The 16782-nt window shown below is 73.4% G+C and carries 17 protein-coding genes; 8 read left to right on the plus strand and 9 right to left on the minus strand.

All coding sequences use genetic code 11. The annotated features are described in order from the left end of the window. Positions 1–116: 116 nt before the first annotated feature. Positions 117–854 (minus strand): penicillin-insensitive murein endopeptidase, encoded by a 738-nt coding sequence (locus tag ADEH_RS11895; RefSeq protein WP_232287263.1) that lies wholly within the window; start codon positions 852–854, stop codon positions 117–119. 143 nt (positions 855–997) lie between these two features. Next, a complete protein-coding gene (locus ADEH_RS11900; protein ID WP_049760198.1) occupies positions 998–1609 on the minus strand; it encodes a TetR/AcrR family transcriptional regulator in 612 nt (203 codons plus the stop codon). Between the two features lie 107 nt (positions 1610–1716). On the opposite strand from ADEH_RS11900, the gene ADEH_RS11905 reads away from it, so the two are divergent. Further along, positions 1717–2601, plus strand: coding sequence for an SDR family oxidoreductase (locus tag ADEH_RS11905; protein WP_041453508.1), 885 nt, complete (start codon positions 1717–1719; stop codon positions 2599–2601). 72 nt (positions 2602–2673) lie between these two features. Here ADEH_RS11905 and ADEH_RS11910 read toward each other — a convergent pair whose 3' ends face one another. Beyond that, positions 2674–3933 (minus strand): hypothetical protein, encoded by a 1260-nt coding sequence (locus tag ADEH_RS11910; protein ID WP_011421352.1) that lies wholly within the window; start codon positions 3931–3933, stop codon positions 2674–2676. Between the two features lie 212 nt (positions 3934–4145). Between ADEH_RS11910 and ADEH_RS11915 the strand changes: the two genes are divergently transcribed. Next, a complete protein-coding gene (locus ADEH_RS11915; RefSeq protein WP_232287494.1) occupies positions 4146–4841 on the plus strand; it encodes an alpha/beta hydrolase family esterase in 696 nt (231 codons plus the stop codon). 66 nt (positions 4842–4907) lie between these two features. Here the strand turns inward: ADEH_RS11915 and ADEH_RS11920 are convergent, their stop codons facing one another. Next, positions 4908–5129, minus strand: coding sequence for a hypothetical protein (locus ADEH_RS11920; RefSeq protein WP_011421354.1), 222 nt, complete (start codon positions 5127–5129; stop codon positions 4908–4910). A 98-nt stretch (positions 5130–5227) separates the two neighbouring features. Between ADEH_RS11920 and ADEH_RS23695 the strand changes: the two genes are divergently transcribed. From ADEH_RS23695 to ADEH_RS11930, 3 genes are all read left to right on the plus strand, one after another. Continuing rightward, entirely contained in the window at positions 5228–5350 is a 123-nt protein-coding gene (locus ADEH_RS23695) for a hypothetical protein (RefSeq protein WP_269528783.1), read from the plus strand. Between the two features lie 131 nt (positions 5351–5481). Then, positions 5482–6426, plus strand: a complete 945-nt coding sequence (locus ADEH_RS11925) for a TerC family protein (RefSeq protein ID WP_011421355.1) — start codon at positions 5482–5484, stop codon at positions 6424–6426. 117 nt (positions 6427–6543) lie between these two features. After that, a complete protein-coding gene (locus ADEH_RS11930) occupies positions 6544–8955 on the plus strand; it encodes a molybdopterin-containing oxidoreductase family protein (RefSeq protein ID WP_011421356.1) in 2412 nt (803 codons plus the stop codon). Here ADEH_RS11930 and ADEH_RS11935 read toward each other — a convergent pair. Further along, entirely contained in the window at positions 8885–11047 is a 2163-nt protein-coding gene (locus tag ADEH_RS11935; RefSeq protein WP_011421357.1) for a dehydrogenase, read from the minus strand. The two genes, ADEH_RS11930 and ADEH_RS11935, sit on opposite strands and share 71 nt — an antisense overlap. Before the next feature lie 229 nt (positions 11048–11276). Between ADEH_RS11935 and ADEH_RS11940 the strand changes: the two genes are divergently transcribed. Continuing rightward, positions 11277–12137, plus strand: coding sequence for an SDR family NAD(P)-dependent oxidoreductase (locus ADEH_RS11940; protein WP_011421358.1), 861 nt, complete (start codon positions 11277–11279; stop codon positions 12135–12137). A gap of 67 nt (positions 12138–12204) precedes the next feature. Here ADEH_RS11940 and ADEH_RS11945 read toward each other — a convergent pair whose 3' ends face one another. Next, complete coding sequence (locus tag ADEH_RS11945; RefSeq protein ID WP_011421359.1) at positions 12205–12951, minus strand: glycine cleavage system protein H; 747 nt, start codon at positions 12949–12951, stop codon at positions 12205–12207. A 538-nt stretch (positions 12952–13489) separates the two neighbouring features. Between ADEH_RS11945 and ADEH_RS11950 the strand changes: the two genes are divergently transcribed. Both ADEH_RS11950 and ADEH_RS11955 read left to right on the plus strand, forming a co-directional pair. Beyond that, a complete protein-coding gene (locus ADEH_RS11950; RefSeq protein ID WP_011421360.1) occupies positions 13490–13744 on the plus strand; it encodes a hypothetical protein in 255 nt (84 codons plus the stop codon). A gap of 195 nt (positions 13745–13939) precedes the next feature. Then, positions 13940–14650: an SDR family oxidoreductase gene (locus ADEH_RS11955; protein WP_011421361.1), complete on the plus strand. Its 711-nt coding sequence runs from the start codon at positions 13940–13942 to the stop codon at positions 14648–14650. Positions 14651–14692: 42 nt separating this feature from the next. Here the strand turns inward: ADEH_RS11955 and ADEH_RS11960 are convergent, their stop codons facing one another. Genes ADEH_RS11960 through ADEH_RS11970 form a run of 3 tightly spaced genes read right to left on the minus strand, consistent with a single transcriptional unit; the run spans position 14693 to position 16632 of the window. Beyond that, the gene (locus ADEH_RS11960; RefSeq protein ID WP_011421362.1) at positions 14693–15394 is read right to left on the minus strand and encodes a hypothetical protein; all 702 of its coding nucleotides are present in this window, start codon (positions 15392–15394) and stop codon (positions 14693–14695) included. Positions 15395–15418: 24 nt separating this feature from the next. After that, on the minus strand, positions 15419–16123 hold the full coding sequence (locus ADEH_RS11965; protein ID WP_011421363.1) for a molybdopterin-dependent oxidoreductase: 705 nt from the start codon (positions 16121–16123) through the stop codon (positions 15419–15421). Continuing rightward, on the minus strand, positions 16120–16632 hold the full coding sequence (locus ADEH_RS11970; protein WP_081436915.1) for a cytochrome b/b6 domain-containing protein: 513 nt from the start codon (positions 16630–16632) through the stop codon (positions 16120–16122). The genes ADEH_RS11965 and ADEH_RS11970 overlap by 4 nt, the downstream gene beginning before the upstream one ends. Between the last annotated feature and the right edge of the window lie 150 nt (positions 16633–16782).

Here is a 16782-nt window from a genome sequence, read left to right on the forward strand (position 1 = left end):
CTGGATCGGGGCGTTCGCTCGGGGCAGCTCACCGTCCCAGCCGCTCGACGGAGTGAAACAGGCGCATCGCTGAGCCGTTGCGGGCGCAGAGCGCTCCGGCGTCCGCGCGGATCACGCTACCGCGCGACGCCCGCCGCACCGGACCGCTCGAAGTCGAGGTGAACGTGCTCGTCGTGGCGGACCCACGCCGGCTTGCGGGTGATGCGATCCCCCAGCCTGTCGAGCCGGCGGCCCGACGGCGTGTCCAGGACGAGCGGCACGAACTCCGGCGCGAGGATGACCCGCCCGACGCGGAGCCCATGCCGGGTGGCCTGGCCATCGACTTCCAGCAGCAAGGCCGCGAGGGCCTCGAAGTCGATCCGACGGTCGTCGCGCTCGCCCCGATGGTCGAACTCGAGCCCGTAGCCGAACGTGTTCCACGGCCACGTGCCGATCTCGGCCGCGTCGCCGCGCCGGGTCCGGAGCGGCACGAACACGTCCACCGCCATCCCGTTCTGGTGCGAGCGGTGCGGCCTGAACCGCCCTCCCCCTGGCCAGCCGGTCTCGCCCACGACGAACCTGCGCCCGCCCTCGGCCCTCGACCTCGCGGCGAAGGAGGCCAGGAGCGTGTCGCGCACGCGGCCGTCTACGTACTGCCGGCCCAGCGCCGCCCCGAGGAACGAGTACGTGACGTACCCCGGTCCCCACGGCGGGATCACGTGCGCGTGCTCGATGCTCCCCCGGGCAACGGTGCCGAAGACGCGCGACGGCGTGTTTCCGTCCGCGAGGACCCGCACCCATGCGACGGCGAGCGTCGCCGGGAAGGCGGCCACCGCGACGGCCGCGACGAGCATGGTGAACCGGAATCGCGTCATGCCCGTCGATTCTACAGGGCCCTTGCACTGTCCGTCAGCACGCCCTGGAGAGCGGCCGATCGCGGCCGCGGGGATCGCACCAGCTTCCGCCGAAGGCGCGCTCGATCGGCGCGCTCTCTCGCCGGGAACGAGGCGGGGGCCCGCTAGCCGCGGCCTCGCTTCGTGCCCCGGCGCGAAGCTCCCGAGGGACCGCGCCGCCCGACGACCGCCTCGAGGTCGTCGCGCGCCGCGCGGAGGTGGTGCGGGAGCCCCCGCCCCTTCGCGTCCCCGACCCAGCCCTCGAACGCGAGCTTGAACACCGCCATCCCCGCCTCGGCGGCCAGCCACGCCGCGGGCCCGGCGACGCCGCGCGCACGCAGCGCCTCCGCGGCGGCCGCGGCGAGCAGCGTGAGCTTCATCACCTCGCGCTCCTGCAGCTCGGGGTGGGCGGCGATGAGGGCCTGGCGCTGCCTCGCAACGGCGCGACGCTCCTCGAAGAGGGGCGCCGTCGATTCGAGCGCACCGACGACGACGTCGAGCGGCGCGGCCTCCGCGGGCGCCTGCGCGATTCCGTGGACGATGCGCTGGCGCAGGGCCGCCGCGCCCCAGAACAGGACCTCGCGCTTGTCGGCGAAGTGGCGGAAGAACGTGCGCTCGGTGAGCCCCGCGCGCGCGGCGATCTCCGCGACCGTCGTCTGGTCGTAGCCGCGCTCCCGGTAGAGCTCCATCGCGGCACGCTCGAGCCTGCCGCGCGCGTCCGGTTCCCATCTCGCCATGCCGTCCAGCATACGTCAGTGCCTGACATGGCGCCGCTTGACAGTCCCTGACATGAGATCCAGACTTGATGTCAGTTACTGACATTCACTTCGTCTGGAGGCTTCACGTGCGCGTGTTCGTCACCGGTGCCACCGGCTTCATCGGCTCTGCCGTCGTTCCCGAGCTCCTGTCCGCGGGACACGAGGTGGTGGGGCTCGCCCGCTCGGACGCCTCGGCCCGGGCGCTCGCCGCGGCAGGCGCCGAGGTCCACCGCGGGGACCTCGAGGATCCCGACAGCCTGCGGGCGGGCGCTGCCGGAGCCGACGGGGTCATCCACCTCGGCTTCATCCACGACTTCGACCGCTTCGACGCCTCGGTTCGGGCCGACCGGGCCGCGATCGAGACGCTGGGCGCCGTGCTGGAGGGCTCGGGGAGGCCGCTCGTGATCGCCTCGGGCACGCTGGGCATCGCCCCGGGCCGCGTGGCCACCGAGCTGATCCCCTTCGACGCGAAGGGACACCCCCGCCTCGCGAACGCCCTCGTCGCGCTGAGCCTGAAGGACCGGGGCGTCCGCAGCGCCGCGGTGCGCCTCGCGCCCAGCGTGCACGGCGAGGGCGACCACGGCTTCGTGAGGCGGCTCGTCGAGATCGCCGGGGAGAAGGGCGTCTCGGGCCACGTCGGCGACGGGTCGAATCGCTGGAGCGCGGTCCACCGCATGGACGCGGCCCGGCTGTTCCGCCTCGCCCTCGAGAGCGCGCCCGCAGGCAGCATCCTGCACGGGGTCGCAGAGGAGGCGGTGACCATCCGCACGCTCGCCGAGGCCATCGCGACGAGGTTGAAGCTTCCCCTGACCTCGATCCCTCCCGAGGCCGCGACCGAGCACTTCGGGTGGCTCGGCGCGTTCCTGGGCTTCGACCAGCCCGCGTCGAGCGCGCTGACGCAGCAGCGGATGGGCTGGAGGCCGACGCATCCCGGGCTCATCCAGGACGTCGTGGCCGGGTGGTACGCGTGACACCCCGCGGTCGCCACGAGACGAACCAGGCCCGGCGAGGAACAGGATGATGCGCGGCCGGGCGAACGCCGATCAAAGGGTGAGCAGGACTCCCGCGCCGACGCGGACGCCGGGCCGGCCGTCGTGCCAGCCCGCCGCCCCGTTCACGGAGAGATCGATGAACGGAAGGTGGAGCGTGGCGACCGGCCCTGCGCCGACCCACACGCGGATCTCCCTCGCCCGCGGGGACGGGACCGTGACCCAGCCCGCCTCGACGCCGAGCGTCGCGAACTCCGACACGTCCCAGACGATCTCCGCGCCCGCCGCCCCGCCCGGCCGATCCCGGCCCGTCCTCGATTCGTGCGCGCCGGACGCCGCGATCCGCCCCAGCAGCGCGACATCGGGCGCGAGCCGCTTCCGGGCCGCCGCGGTCACGCCGTACGACCAGACGGTGCCCCGCTCCGCGTCGTGCTCGGCACCGAGCAACCCGGCGCCGACGCCGAGCTCGGGACGATGGAGCGCCTCCGCCTCGCCGAAGGAGAGCTGGAAGAACCCCGGCGTGCCGAGCTCGAGGTGATCGGTGATGCCGGCCGCGAGCCCCCATGAGCCGGTGAAGCCGCCGGGCGCGAGCAACCGGTCACGCTCCAGGTACCACTGGAATCCGCCCGCCGGGAGCGTGAGGGACCGTCGCGCCAGCCCCGGCTCGAACTGCTTCGGGAAGTCGTCGGCACGCGCCGCGGCGGCGACGTTCGCCGCGCTGGCGGGCCTGAGCTCGATCCCTTGCACGAGCGCGCGCCACGGCTCCGCGAAGCCATCCTTCGGCGCGTCGGCCCTCCCCCGCGCCGCGTACTCGACGGCGCACGTTCGATCCGGCGCGGCGGGCGGGACGAAGGCGACGAACGCGGAGTGGAAGGCGCGCCGCTCGAGCAGCCCGGGCCTCGCCGCGGTCTCCTCGGCCCGGATCGCCACGACGACGGCGGTGTCTCCGAGCGCCGCCGGCAGGCTGACGTCGATCTCCTCGATCGTCGCGGCGGGGTCGGCGAGCTGTCTCCTGGCCTGGGCCGAGAGCTGAGCGAGGACGTCCTCTCGCGCGGGGAGCGGCGTCGTCCCGTCTCGCTCGGAGACCGCGATCCGCTCATCCGGCGCGTGGCCGTGGACCGAGTGGACCAGCTCGAACTGACGATCCGGGACGTCGAAGCTGCGCGACACCTCCCAGCCGGGACCCGCGGGCGCCGGGACGACCGCGGACTGGAGCTCCAGCACCTCGCCGGCGCGCACCGGCCGGACGCGCTGGGTCCAGGAGCATCCGGAGAGGAGGAGTCCGAACCCCAGCGCGATCGCGATCCGATCCATCCGTCCCTCATCGAAGGTTCACGCCGACGCTTTCGAGCTCTCGAGCTCACGCACGCCATCGGCGAAATCGAAGCAAGCGAGATACCACACTCCGAGTGGCGTCCTGACACGATCCGTGCTGAGACTCTGAATGCGGCGCACAGCGTGCCGACGCGCACGCCACGGCAGCAGCGGTAGCGCACAGGTGGTGCGTCCGGCGGCCTCAGCCCATGATGCCGGCGCCCCGCCAACGCGGGGCGCGGCAGCTGCGACGCCGCGGAGAATCGCGCGAGGGCGCACGCGCCGGTGAGTCAACGCCTGCGCGTCACCCCGGCCTGCCGGACGCCGTCCGTCGTTCGCCGTCCAACGATCGCCTCGCGCTCCCCGCGAACCACCGCCTCGATCGCGCCCGCGTGTACGCCAGCGGCATCTCGAACGGCGGTGGGATGGCGTATCGACTCGCCTGCGAGCGGCCCGACCTGATCGCCGCCATCGGCTCCATCGCGGGCGGCATGGGTACCGAGGAGTGCGCGCCGGGCCGGCCCGTGCCGGCGATCGAGATCCACGGCGACGCCGACCCGCTCAGCCCCTACGCGGAAGGACTCGGCCCGATCTTCGGCGACTACACGCGGGGCGCCCCCGGGACCGTCGCGTTCTGGGCCGCCAACAACGGCTGCGCGCTGGAGACCGAGAAGAAGGTCACCTTCTCCAGCACGGACGTGCTGTGCGAGCAGTACCGGGCGTGCAAGGCCGACGCGAGGGCGGAGCTGTGCACGGTGTTCGGCGGCGGCCACAACTGGCCAGGCTCCGCGGTGGACCTCTACGAGATGGATCCGGAGGTCAACTGGTGGTGGGGCTACCAGACCGACGACATCCACGCGCACGAGGTGATCTGGGAGTTCGTGAAGGAGTACCGGCTGGTGCCTTGAGGGCGGGCACGACGGGCGGCGGCTGCGGGAGGCGGCGATCCCTCTCGCAGCGCCGGCTGCCGCGCGTCACTTCCGGTCCGAGGGCAGCAGCGCTGCCACCGCGAGACAGCCAAGACCGACCGCGATCAGGATGAGGCCCGGCCGAGCGAACACGCCGGTGCTGGCGACCAGCGCGAAGAAGCTCTGGGTGAAGACCTTCGGGTTGGTGACCGGGAACGGCAGCATGGTCGCGCCGACCGTCACGACGCAGATGCCGACGGCGAGCATGGTGGTCTTCGCGCGGCCCACCCGAGAATCATACCCGAGGTGCAACCGCAACGGGAGGACGCGCGCCCCTCGGGCCGCGGCTGCGCCGGGCGCCGGACGCGGGCCCTCTACGACGGCTCGTGCGGTACCACCACGGTCGCGACCCCCTGAACATCCGCTTCGAGGAGCGCTGGGACGTCTGGCTCGTCGGATACCTGGTCGAGCTCACGGCTCCGCCGATGCTGGGCGGGCCAGGCCGTTGAGGGGGTGTTCCCGGTCGTGCGCGGTGACGAGTCAACACGCCGCAGCCCGGCCGGCGAGAAAGTCATCGTGGCGCCGGGCGCCTCTGCCATGATCCGCGCGGATCCGGGATCGACCGAGCGGGGGTCAGCCCATGGAACACGCGCTGTGGGAATGGGCCGCCTTCGGCGGCTTCGTGCTGGTGATGCTCGCGCTCGACCTGGGCGTCTTCCACCGGAAGGATCACGCCGTCGGTCCGCGCGAGGCGCTCGCGTGGTCGCTGGTCTGGATCGCCCTCGCCCTCGGCTTCGGCGCCTACGTGTGGATGCGCCACGGCGCCGACAGCGGCCTCGAGTACCTGACCGGCTACGTCATCGAGAAGTCGCTCTCGGTGGACAACATCTTCGTGTTCGTCGTGATCTTCGGCGCGCTCGGGATCCCGGCGCTGTACCAGCACCGGGTCCTGTTCTGGGGCATCCTGTCCGCCCTGGTGCTCCGCGGCGCGATGATCGCGGCCGGCGCCGCCCTCCTCGAGCGCTTCCACTGGATCATCTACGTGTTCGGCGGCTTCCTCGTCCTCACCGGCGTGAAGCTCTTCCTCGCGCGCGGTGGCGTGTCTCACCCGGAGCAGAGCGCCGTCTTCCGCGCGCTCAAGCGCGTGGTCCCGGCCACCCCTCGCCTGGACGGAAACCGCTTCTTCACGGTGGAGGGCGGCAGGCGCCTCGCGACCCCGCTCTTCTTCGCGCTCGCGCTGATCGAGTTCACGGACGTCGTGTTCGCGGTCGACTCGATCCCGGCCATCTTCGCGATCACGCGCGATCCGTTCATCGTGTTCACCTCGAACATCTTCGCCATCCTCGGGCTCCGCTCGCTCTACTTCCTGCTGGCGAGCTTCGTCGAGCGGTTCACGTACCTGAAGCCGTCGCTCGCGGCCGTCCTGGTGTTCGTCGGCGCGAAGATGGCGCTCGTGGACGTCGTCAAGGTCCACCCGGCCGTCTCCCTCGGCGTCGTCACCTTGATCCTGGCGACCGGCGTGGTCGCGAGCCTGGTCGTCGCCAGGCGCAGTGCGGCCAGCTCCGGAGGTAGTGCGGGGACGTAGTCGCGGGCCTCGGGGAAGCTGCCGAGCGTGCGCTGGCGCGCCTCGACCGCCATCCGTTCGGGGCTCAGACCCAGGACGGGCCAGCCAGCGTGGTCATCAGCGCCCAAGGCACCGACGATGGCCGCCGGCCACACGACCGCGGAGCGCATCCCCACGTACTGCGCGCTGTGCGTCTCGCGCTGCGGCGCGATCGCCACCGTCGAGGATGGCCGCTTCGTCCGCCTCGATCCCGACCCGTCGCATCCCACCGGCCAGGCGCTCTGCGCGAAGGGTCGGGCCGGGCCCGAGCTCGTCCATCATCCCGACCGGCTGAAGTACCCGCTGCTGCGCACGCGACCGAAGGGCGATCCGGACCCGGGCTGGAAGCGGATCGGCTGGGACGAGGCGCTGGCGCTGACCGCGTCGCGGCTCCGCGCGCTCGCGGCGGAGTCCGGGCCCGAGAGCGTCGCGTTCAGCCTGGTGTCACCCTCGACCTCGGCGTCGGACGACTGCATGGCCTGGGTCGAGCGGCTGGCGCGCACGTTCGGCAGCCGGAACCTCGTCGTCGCGATGGAGCTGTGCGGCTGGGGCCGGCACTTCGCGAACGGCTTCACGTTCGGTGCGGCGGTGCTCGGCCGCTACCTTCCCGACCTCGAGAACGCCGGCTGCATCCTCTACTGGGGCTACAACCCCAACCACGCGCGGCTCAGCCACGCGACCGCGACCCTCGCGGCGCAGAAGCGCGGGGCGCGCCTCGTCGTGGTCGATCCCCGGCGCACGGAGCCCGCCCGGCGGGCCGACGCGTGGCTGCGGGTGCGCCCGGGGACGGACGGCGCGCTCGCGCTCGGGCTCGCCGGCGTGATGATCGAGCGCGGGTGGTTCGACGAGCCGTTCGTGCGTGAGTGGACGAACGGCCCCCTGCTCGTCCGCTCTGACACGGGCCGCCTCCTCACCGAGGCCGACCTCGCCGAGGGCGGGGACCCCGGGCACCACGTGGCCTGGGACCGCACCGGAGACCGCCCGGCCCGCTACGATCCCCGCCGCGGGCGGTACGAGGTCGAGGCCGCGGACCTCGCCCTGTCCGGCGAGCACACGCTGCAGACGCGGACCGGCGAGGTGCGCTGCCGGACGGCGTTCGAGCTCCTTGCCGCGCTCTGCCGGGCGTACACGCCGGAGCGCGTGGAGACGATCACCGGCGTCCCGCGGGGCGAGGTCGAGCGCGCCGCGCGGCTCCTGTGGGAGGCGAGGCCCCTCGCCTACTACGCGTGGAGCGGGGTCGAGATGCAGACCAGCTCGACCCAGATCGCGCGGGCGATCGCGCAGCTCTCCGTGCTGACCGGCAGCTTCGATGCACGGGGCGGCAACGTGCTCTTCCCCTCGGTCCCTTCGCCCGCCGTCGGCACCGAGGTGCCGCCGCGGCCGGAGCACTCCGCGGTCGGGCTCGGCGTCGCCGACCGTCCGCTCGGCCCGGCGCGGTGGGGGTTCGCGACCACCGACGAGCTGTACCGCGGCATCCTCGAACGAAGGCCGTACGCGGTGCGCGGTCTCGTCGGCTTCGGCTCCAACCTCCTGCTGTCGCACGGCGACGTCCTGCGCGGGCGCGAGGCGCTGCGCGCGCTCGACTTCTACGTCCACGCGGACCTGTTCATGAACCCCACCGCGGAGCTCGCCGACCTGGTCCTGCCGGTGGCGAGCGGCTTCGAGCGCGAGGCGCTCAAGCTCGGCTTCGAGGTGAGCCCCGAGGCGCAGTCGCTCGTGCAGCTGCGGCGTCCCGTGGCCGCGCCCCCTGGCGAGGCGCGCTCCGACACCGAGCTCGTCTTCCGCCTCGCCGTCGCGCTCGGGCTCGGCGAGCACTTCTGGAACGGCGACGTGGACGCCGCCTATCGCCACCAGCTCGGACCCTCGGGGCTCTCGCTCGAGTGGCTGCGCGACCACCCCGAGGGCGCGCGCGTCGCGCTCGAGACGCGCTACCGCAAGTTCGCGGAGGAGGCCGCCGGGGTCCCGCGAGGCTTCGACACGCCCACGCGCAAGATCGAGCTGTACTCGGAGACGCTGCACGCCCACGGCCACCCGCCGCTGCCGGAGTACCAGGAGCCGCTCGTCGGTCCGGTCTCCCGCCCCGACCTCGCGGCGCGCTATCCGCTCGTCCTCACGTGCACGAAGCACACCCTCTTCTGCGAGACCCAGCACCGCGCGCTTCCCAGCCTGCGGCGGAAGGCGATGGATCCCGAGGTCGAGCTCCACCCCGCCGCCGCGGCGCGACGCGGCATCGCGGCGGGCGACTGGGTCCGCATCGAGACGCCCGACGGCAGCGTGCGCGCGCGGGCGCGGCTGAACGACACGTTGCAGCCGGACGTGGTCTCCGGGCAGCACGGGTGGTGGCAGCCGTGCCCGGAGGTCGGAGCGCCAGGCTACGATCCGTTCGGCCCCGACGGCGCGAACTTCAACCTCCTGATCGGGAACGCGGCGATCGATCCGATCAGCGGGTCCGTGCCTCACCGGGCGTACCTGTGCGAGATCCGGCCGGCCGGGAACCCCGGGCCGGGATAGGGCGGTCCGGCGATGCGGCGGGCCCGCGCGCCGGCTCCCGCCCCGGCCAGCGGGCGCGCGCCCCGAGCGCGAGCGCGCGAACGCGGGCGATGTCCTCGTCGGTGAACGGTCCGTTCACCCCGGAGATCGCCGCCAGCCGCATGCCGTGCTTGAGGCCGAGCTTGTAGATCTCCTTCACCTTCTCCCACTCGATGTTGCGGCCGACGGTGTAGCTCTCGAACCGGCCCTCCAGCGCGAGGACGATCGTCTCCGCGAGGCAGGCGTACACGACGCCGTCCGGGAGGCCGATGTCGCGCATGCGCACGCCGCCCGGCACCTGGATCTCGCCCGACTCGATCACCAGCACGTCCGGCCGCTTCGCCACCTCCGCCGCCGGGAGATCGAGCGGCCGCGCCACGTCCGTGATCACGCAGCCCGGCTTCACCTTCATGATGTCGAGGATCTTCTTGCCGGCGCCGGACGTGGCCGTGACCACGAGGTCCATGTCGCGCAGGTTCTCGTCCGCCTTGCTCGACAGGTGCAGGACCGCGTCGGGCGTGTCCGCCAGGATCGTCTCGCGCAGCGTGAGCAGCTTCGCGATCTCGGGCGAGACGAGGTAGACGTCCTCGAACGACATGGCGAGGAGCCGCGCGCACACGGCCCCGATGGCCCCCGTCGCCCCCACCACCATCGCCTTCCCGGCGACCCGTCCGTCCGCGTTGCGCGAGAGGAGCCCGAGGCGCTTCACGGCGTCGGCGGCGGCCCAGAGCGCGGCCGACGCGCTGTAGCTGTTCCCGGTGGTGATGGGGATGCCGGCGCGCTTCGCGACGGTCACGCCGGCGTCGCCCACCACCTTGGTGAACGCGCCGAGCCCCATGATCTGCGCGCCGAGCCCCTCCGCGATCTTCGCGGCGGCGAGCAGCCGGCGGTACGTGAACTCGGGGCCGTGGGCCAGGAGCTCCTTGGGCGTCCCGCCCACCGTGATGAGCCAGCCCTCCGCCTCGGTGCCGGTCGGCGACCGGATGCCGGTGACCCGCGAGTACACGAACGGCGGCGAGTAGGCGATGAGCTTCTCGATGACCGGCAGCACGACCGACGGGGCGATGCGCGACGCCAGCTCGACGGGCTTCGACGCCTTCAGGTACTCGCGCGACAGCGGGTGGATGACGAACGCGAACCGGTGCACGCGCCGGGGCCTGCCCGACGGGTACAGGACGCGCGGCGCGAACTTCATGTCGCCGAAGATCTCCAGGTACTCGTCGTGGAGCACGTCGTCGCGGTGCTGGCGGCCCAGCGCGGCGATGATCATGGCCTCGATGACGTTCAGGCCGACGACGCGATCGAGCAGCTTCGGCGTGCGGTCGATGACGACGCCGACCCCCTGCTCGCCGAGCCGCTTCACCTCCTCGTCCGTGATCGCCGAGGTGAGGACGATCTTGCGGTCCAGCGCCCCGCGCCCGGCCGCGCCGAGATCGTCGTGCGGCCCCACGAGCACGCTCGCGTGGCGGGCCGCCCGGTCGAGGATCCGCCGGGTCCACGCGTCGCGCAGCGCGGGCGGCGCCTTCCCCCAGACCGCCTGGAGCGGGCGCTGCACCGGCGCCGTGAGCGCCGCGTACGCCTCGAGCTGCGCGACCGAGCCGAGGATCGTCGGCAGCCCGAGCTGGAGCAGCGGGTCGGCGAAGCTCAGGTTGTGCGTGTACTCGGACACGGCCTGCGCGATGGCGTAGTTCGCGAGGCCCGAGAGGAAGAGCACGCGCGCGTTCGTGAAGCACCGCTGCTCGTGCGCCTGGATGTGCCGGATGGCCCACTCGTCGAGGAAGCCGCGGAGGCGGGCGCCGGTGGTGACCGGCACCTCGCACACTGCGGCCTCGAGCTCGGCCGTGGTGGGATCCTCCCAGCGCCGCGTCCCCACCAGCAGGTGGTCGGCGACGAGGCCCAGGCCGATCGCGTCGCACTCGCCCTGCCAGCGCGCGAGCAGATCCAGCGCCTTGCGGAGATCGTGGTCCACGCCGAACCGGCGGAGCCGGAACGGCTGCCCCATGAACCGCGTGGTGTAGTCGTAGTCTCCGGCGCTCGCGCCGAGGCTGATGCTGACGACGTTCTTCATGTCCATCACCCGCTCGTCGCAATGATGCGCCAGGCGCGGGAAGCGTACGCCGGCACGAGCGGGGCCAGTTCGAACCGGTCCCCTCGGGCTGGTGTGACAGACGAGCAGGACGTTCGGCCGGCGGTGCCGCCCGGCCGCTCGTTCGCGGTCGTCTCTCGCTGGTCTGCGACCATCGGGCGCAGCCTCGGCGCTCGGCACCAGGAGCACCGTCGGCGAGGACGGCTCGGAGGTCGCCATGAAGGCATGGAAGGGGAAGCGCGTGCTCATCACCGGGGCCGCGGCCGGGATCGGCCGGGCGCTCGCCGAGCGGCTCGGCGCCCGTGGCGCGGCGCTGATCCTCACCGACCGGGACGAGGAGCCCCTGGCCGCGACCGCCGACGCGATCCGCCGGGCCGGGGCGGTCGCGGAGCACCACGTCCTCGACGTCACGAAGGGCGCCGCCATCCTGCAGGTGCGCGACGCGATCCACTCGCGCGGCGGCCCCATCGACGTGCTGGTCAACAACGCCGGGGTGGTCTTCGGCGGCGCGTTCGCGGACGTCCCGCTCCAGAAGCACCTCGACACGTTCGCCGTGAACGTGCTCGGGCTGGTCTCGGTGACGCACGCGTTCCTCGACGACCTCGTCGCCCGCCCGGAGGCGCACCTCGTCAACGTGGCGAGCGCGGCCGGGCTCACCGCGGTGCCGTTCGCGAGCACCTACGCGGCGAGCAAGTGGGCCGTGGTCGGGTTCTCCGAGTCGATCCGGCTCGAGCTCGCGCGCCAGGGGCACCGCCAGGTGCACGTGACGACCGTCTGCCCGCTGTACGTCTCGACCGGCCTCTTCGAAGGCGCCCGCCCGCCGCTGTTCACCTCGATGCTCACGCCGGCGCAGCTCGCCGACGAGATCGTCGAGGGGGTCGAGCAGGATCGCGTCTTCGTCCGCACGCCGTGGCTCGTGAAGCTCGTCCCGTTCCTGAACGGCGTCCTCCCCACCGGCCTGGCCGACGTCCTGTCCACGGCGCTCGGCGCCGCCGGCAGCATGGAGCAGTGGACCGGGCGCGCCGCGAAGGTGCCCGAGGCGCCCGCGCGCCGGGTCGCCGGCCGCCGCCGGCGGTGAGGTCCCGTCGGAACGGCGAAGGGCCGGCGCTCGCCGGCCCTCGACGCTTCGGCCCGTCCGCGGCGGCTCAGGTCAGGAAGTACTCCCGGGCCAGCTCGTCCCAGCGCTCCCCTGCCAGCGCGCGGGCGATGCCGTGGACCGGCGTGCCGCCGTCCTGCAGGACCTGCCCGAGCTCGGGCGCGAGGCGGAGCGCCAGGGTGTCCCCGGCCACGTCGAGCATCCGCTGCGCCGGCGCCTCGGCCTGGAGCTGCCGGAAGTTCGCCACCAGCCGCGGCGCCTTCACCTTGAACAGCCAGCCCGCGCCGTAGGGGTCCTCGAGCGCGCCGTGGGCGCGGACGCGCGGGTTCACCGCGACCACGGTGCCGTCCACCGGCGAGAGCATCGCGACCCCGCGGTCCTCGTCGCGCAGCTCGATGGCGGGCTCGCCCTGCGCCACCCGCGCCCCGACCGCGGGCAGCTCCACCGTCGCCGGCCCCACCAGCTTGTGGGCGAAGTCGTCGATGCCCACGGAGACGAGCCCGTCGCCGCCCAGCCGCGCCCAGGTGTGGCCGGGGTGCAGGTGCACGTCGGCCGGGACGTGGAACCAGCCGGCCGAGGCCGGCCGGGCGATGGCGGTCGCGCCCGCGGGACGCGCCGCACGGAGGGCGGCGGACACCGCCTCGCGCACCGGCACCGCGACCCGCATCACCTCGCGCGCCTCGCGCCGGCCGCCCTGCACGTACCTCCAGAACGGGATGAAGAGCAGCAGGTAGCCGATCCCGAGGCCGTACTCCAGGAGCTTCGCTGGGTACACGGAAAGTAGATCGTAGGCCATGGGCTCCTCGCTCCGTACGCGTGCGCTGCCGCCGACGGGAGTCAGTGCGAGGCGGAGAGGTTCAGGGCCGGGATGATGGCGAATCCGATGAGGGCCAGCACGAGTGCGAACATCATGGCGTGCTCCTTGTCAGCTCCTGCGTTGGGCTTCGTCGCTGCGGTCCTTCGCCCTTCGACCGTTCTCGATGGCAAGCCGCGGGCCAGCGCACGCGGGCCGCACCCCGATCCCGGGAACCCCGTGCGGACGCGGGCGGTTGGGTCGCGAGCGGCCGCGGCGAGCGCCCCGGCGTGCGCCGCGACGCGCACGGCGAACTGCTGAGAGGGACAGCGGCGCCGCGCCGCGCCCGCCCGGAATGCTCTGAGATTTCGAGGCGATCGGCCTCGCGCCCCGCACTGCGGAGGAACACAACACGGTGCAGAGTTTCGCGACGGTGCGGCGGCGGCCACGAGGACCGCATGGAAGGCCCGCCCGCGACGCGGCCCGACGGTAGACGTTCTCCTGCGGTCCCCGCTCGGCGGGTCCGCATCAGGAGAACCTCATGAGCCTTCACGAAACGTTCAACCGCTCGGCCTTCTCGCAGTTCATCAACGGCGGTCAGGGGCGGGTCCTCAGGCTGGCCGCCGGCCTGGGGTTCCTCGCGGTGGGGCTCGTCTACCGCGATCGCGCGCTCGGCCTGGCGGCGATGGCCTGGAGCGTGCTTCCGCTGACCGCCGGCGGCTTCGACGTCTGCTACATCAGCGCGGCGCTGGGCGGCCCGCTCTCGGGAGAGAAGATCAGGCGCCTGAGGAGGTGATCCGGGCACCCCCAAACGCGAGACCGCGTCGCGCAACGTGCGACGGTCGCGCGCGCCTCGCTCCGTACGTGAGCAGGTGCGCGAGCAGGCCGCGCGAGCCCGGTGGCTCGCCGGTGCGGAGCGCACGCAAGGCCGCGTGGGCATCGCGATGCGCCGAGCGCTGCCGTGCAGGCGGCGGGCCACTAAAGGAGCAGCATGACCCCTGTCATCGTGATCTCCGGAGCCGTCGGAGCCCTCGGGACCGCCCTCGCCGGCCACCTCGTCGCGCATGGCTACCGCGTCGCCGGCGTGGGGCTCCGCCGGCACGAGGAGCGCCTGCGAACGCTCGAGGCGGACCTCGGCGCCGGGTTCGCGGGGTTCACCCTCGAGGCCGACTCGACCGCCGCGTGGGACGCGACGCTCGACGCCGTGGGGTCGCGCCTCGGCGCGGTCTCGGGCGCTGCGCTGGTCGCCGGTGGCTGGCGCGGAGGCGAGCCGTTCCACGAGGACCGCGACGAGGGGACCTGGCGGAGCATGCTCGACGAGAACCTCGAGTCGGCGCAGCGCGCGCTGCGCGCGCTGATGCCGCGTCTCGTGGCGCAGCGCTCCGGCAGCGTGGTGGTGGTCGGCTCGCGGAACGTGGAGCGCCCCTGGTCAGGGACGGGCGCGGCCGGCTACACGGTCGCCAAGACCGCCGTCGTGGCGCTCGCGCGCGTGATCGCCCAGGAGGTGCTGGAGACCGGCGTGCGGGTGAACGCCGTCCTGCCGAGCACCATCGACACGCCCGCGAACCGCGACGCCATGCCCGGCGCCGACGCTTCGCGCTGGGTCGCGCCGGGATCGCTCTCGGCCGTCATCGAGTTCCTGCTCTCGGACGCGGCACGAGACGTGAGCGGCGCGGTGATCCCGGTGTACGGGCGCGCCTGAGCGCTCCGGTGGCAGGCGCCGCGCTCGGCCTCCGCCTCGAGCTCACATCGGCGGCACCGCGCCGTCCTTCCCGACGAACATCCGATCGACGAGCACCGTCCCGTCCGGCTGGGGCGCCCCCGCCGCGAACACGTGCGCGCCGGTCGCGATGGCGGCGCGGTCCGCCGGCTCGATGCGCACGACTGGCGTCCCCGGGGGAACGATCACCGTCTGCTTGCCGCCCGCGTACGTGAGCTCGAGCCGCTTCCCGCCGGACCCGCCGGAGACGTCCGAGACGTTCGCGTTCGTCATCGTGCTCCGAGCGCCCTTCGCATCCTCGGCGCCGGCCACCGTCGCGTTCGTCATCGAGCTGCCCGGCTTCAGGTCCCAGGGGCGATGCCCCTCGCCCGTGCCCCGCGCCGCCTCGGGGAAGACGTGGACCTCGACGGCGCGCAGCGTGCCGTCCTTCGCCTGGACCGCCGTCGTGCCGACGTACGCGCCCTTCGCGATCGCGCCGAGATCGGCCCGCGTCGCGGTGCTCACGCGCGACTTCGGCCCGAGCTTCAGCGGCTGCGGCCGTCCATCCTGCAGCTTCACCGTGACCGAGTCGCCGGCCACCTCGCTCACCACGCCGCGCACGTGCTGCTCGCCCTCCGCGGCGAGCGCGCTGACCGCCGCCATGCACGCCATGGCTGCCACGACCCACCGCAGCGCCCGCGCGAGCGCCTCCCGCCCGTTCGTCCCGCGCTCCTCACGACCCGCCATGTCCGCCCCCTTCGCCGGGCACCGTCACACGCCCGCGAACCACTCGTACCCGCGGTCCTCCCAGTAGCCGCCGGTCCGAACCGGCAGGAAGGAGACGTCGGTCACCCACTTCACCATCTTGTAGCCGAGCTTCACCGCGGAGTAGAGCCGCAGCGGCGCGCCGTACTCGCGTGCGAGCGGCTGGCCGTTCATGCCGTAGGCGAGGATCGTCTGAGGGTGAAGGGCGCTCTCGAGGTCCCACGACGAGTAGTATCCAGCCTCGAACGTGCGGAACTCGACGTACCGGACACGCCGGTCGGGCGCGACGAGCCGCGCGAGCTCCGAGACGCGCACGCCGTCCCAGGACGCGACGGCGGACCAGCCCTCGACGCAGTGGTGCCGGACGCGCGTGCGCGTCCGCTGCAGGCGCTGGAGCGCGTCCGCGGACAGGACGACCGGGCGCGCGACGAGGCCTCCGACCCGCAGCGCCCAGCCCTCCGGCGCGGCGGGGTAGTCGCTCCCGATCCTGTACTGCGGGAAGTCGCCGGGCGCGCTCTCGTCACTCTCGGCGAGCTCCGGCGCGAGCCGGCCCGGGTCGAAGAGCGCCCGCTGCCAGCGCTCGTTCACCCGCTCCATGAGGCCCAGGAAGCCCGCCCGCGGGTGGTCGGAGTCGCACGCGACGCCCCCGAGCGCGACGAGCGCCCCCGTGCGCAGGCCGGCCCGGAGGAACGCTCGCCGCGTACCGGTCACGCCTCGGCCCTCCGTCCGCCCGCCGTCATGTCGACGAGCGTCCGCGGGTGGAGCACCGCCTGCACGACGTGGACGACGAGGAACGCGGCGAGCGCCACCAGCACGCCCAGGTGAATCGCGCGTGCCGCGTCGTATCCGCCCAGGAGCGCCGTGAGGCGTGGCAGCTGGACAGGCTTGTAGATCGCGAGCCCCGACGCGACGAGGAGGGGCGCGATCGCGAGCACGCCGGTGTACACGAGGCGCTGCATCCCGTTGTAGAGCCCCACCGGCGACGGCGCGGCACGCCGGAGGCGCAGGTCGTGGAGCACGGTCTCCCACGCGTTCCGCGCGTCGCGCCGCGGGGAGAAGAGCCGCTCGCGCCATGCGCCGCTCGCGAAGAAGTAGGCGAGGTAGACGAGGGCGTTCGCGGTGAAGATCCAGGCGAACGCGAAGTGCCAGTGCCGCGCTCCCGCGAGCCACTTCCCTACCGTCAGCACGCGGATGAGGAAGGGCTGCGACGAGCGCGGCATCTCGAGGACCTGCCTGGACGCGCCAAGCCAGTCGGACCTAAGGAGCGGATCCCCGCAGCGCGCGGATTCGACGGGGCGTTCTCGAACCGCGCGCACGAGCGGCAGCGGGTCGAGCGCACCTCCATCCGCCGAGCGGTCGCTGGGCGGCGC

The sequence above is a fragment of the Anaeromyxobacter dehalogenans 2CP-C genome, from assembly GCF_000013385.1.
Lineage (GTDB): Bacteria > Myxococcota > Myxococcia > Myxococcales > Anaeromyxobacteraceae > Anaeromyxobacter > Anaeromyxobacter dehalogenans_B.

What these genes read in the sequence shown, in the direction of transcription:
- ADEH_RS11895 (WP_232287263.1), bottom strand. Translation starts at nt 854, where the DNA reads ATGACGCGATTCCGGTTCACCATGCTCGTCGCGGCCGTCGCGGTGGCC.
- ADEH_RS11900 (WP_049760198.1), bottom strand. Translation starts at nt 1,609, where the DNA reads ATGGCGAGATGGGAACCGGACGCGCGCGGCAGGCTCGAGCGTGCCGCG.
- ADEH_RS11910 (WP_011421352.1), bottom strand. Translation starts at nt 3,933, where the DNA reads ATGGATCGGATCGCGATCGCGCTGGGGTTCGGACTCCTCCTCTCCGGA.
- ADEH_RS11915 (WP_232287494.1), top strand. Translation starts at nt 4,146, where the DNA reads ATGCCGGCGCCCCGCCAACGCGGGGCGCGGCAGCTGCGACGCCGCGGA.
- ADEH_RS11925 (WP_011421355.1), top strand. Translation starts at nt 5,482, where the DNA reads ATGGAACACGCGCTGTGGGAATGGGCCGCCTTCGGCGGCTTCGTGCTG.
- ADEH_RS11930 (WP_011421356.1), top strand. Translation starts at nt 6,544, where the DNA reads ATGGCCGCCGGCCACACGACCGCGGAGCGCATCCCCACGTACTGCGCG.
- ADEH_RS11935 (WP_011421357.1), bottom strand. Translation starts at nt 11,047, where the DNA reads ATGGACATGAAGAACGTCGTCAGCATCAGCCTCGGCGCGAGCGCCGGA.
- ADEH_RS11940 (WP_011421358.1), top strand. Translation starts at nt 11,277, where the DNA reads ATGAAGGCATGGAAGGGGAAGCGCGTGCTCATCACCGGGGCCGCGGCC.
- ADEH_RS11945 (WP_011421359.1), bottom strand. Translation starts at nt 12,951, where the DNA reads ATGGCCTACGATCTACTTTCCGTGTACCCAGCGAAGCTCCTGGAGTAC.
- ADEH_RS11950 (WP_011421360.1), top strand. Translation starts at nt 13,490, where the DNA reads ATGAGCCTTCACGAAACGTTCAACCGCTCGGCCTTCTCGCAGTTCATC.
- ADEH_RS11955 (WP_011421361.1), top strand. Translation starts at nt 13,940, where the DNA reads ATGACCCCTGTCATCGTGATCTCCGGAGCCGTCGGAGCCCTCGGGACC.
- ADEH_RS11960 (WP_011421362.1), bottom strand. Translation starts at nt 15,394, where the DNA reads ATGGCGGGTCGTGAGGAGCGCGGGACGAACGGGCGGGAGGCGCTCGCG.
- ADEH_RS11970 (WP_081436915.1), bottom strand. Translation starts at nt 16,632, where the DNA reads ATGCCGCGCTCGTCGCAGCCCTTCCTCATCCGCGTGCTGACGGTAGGG.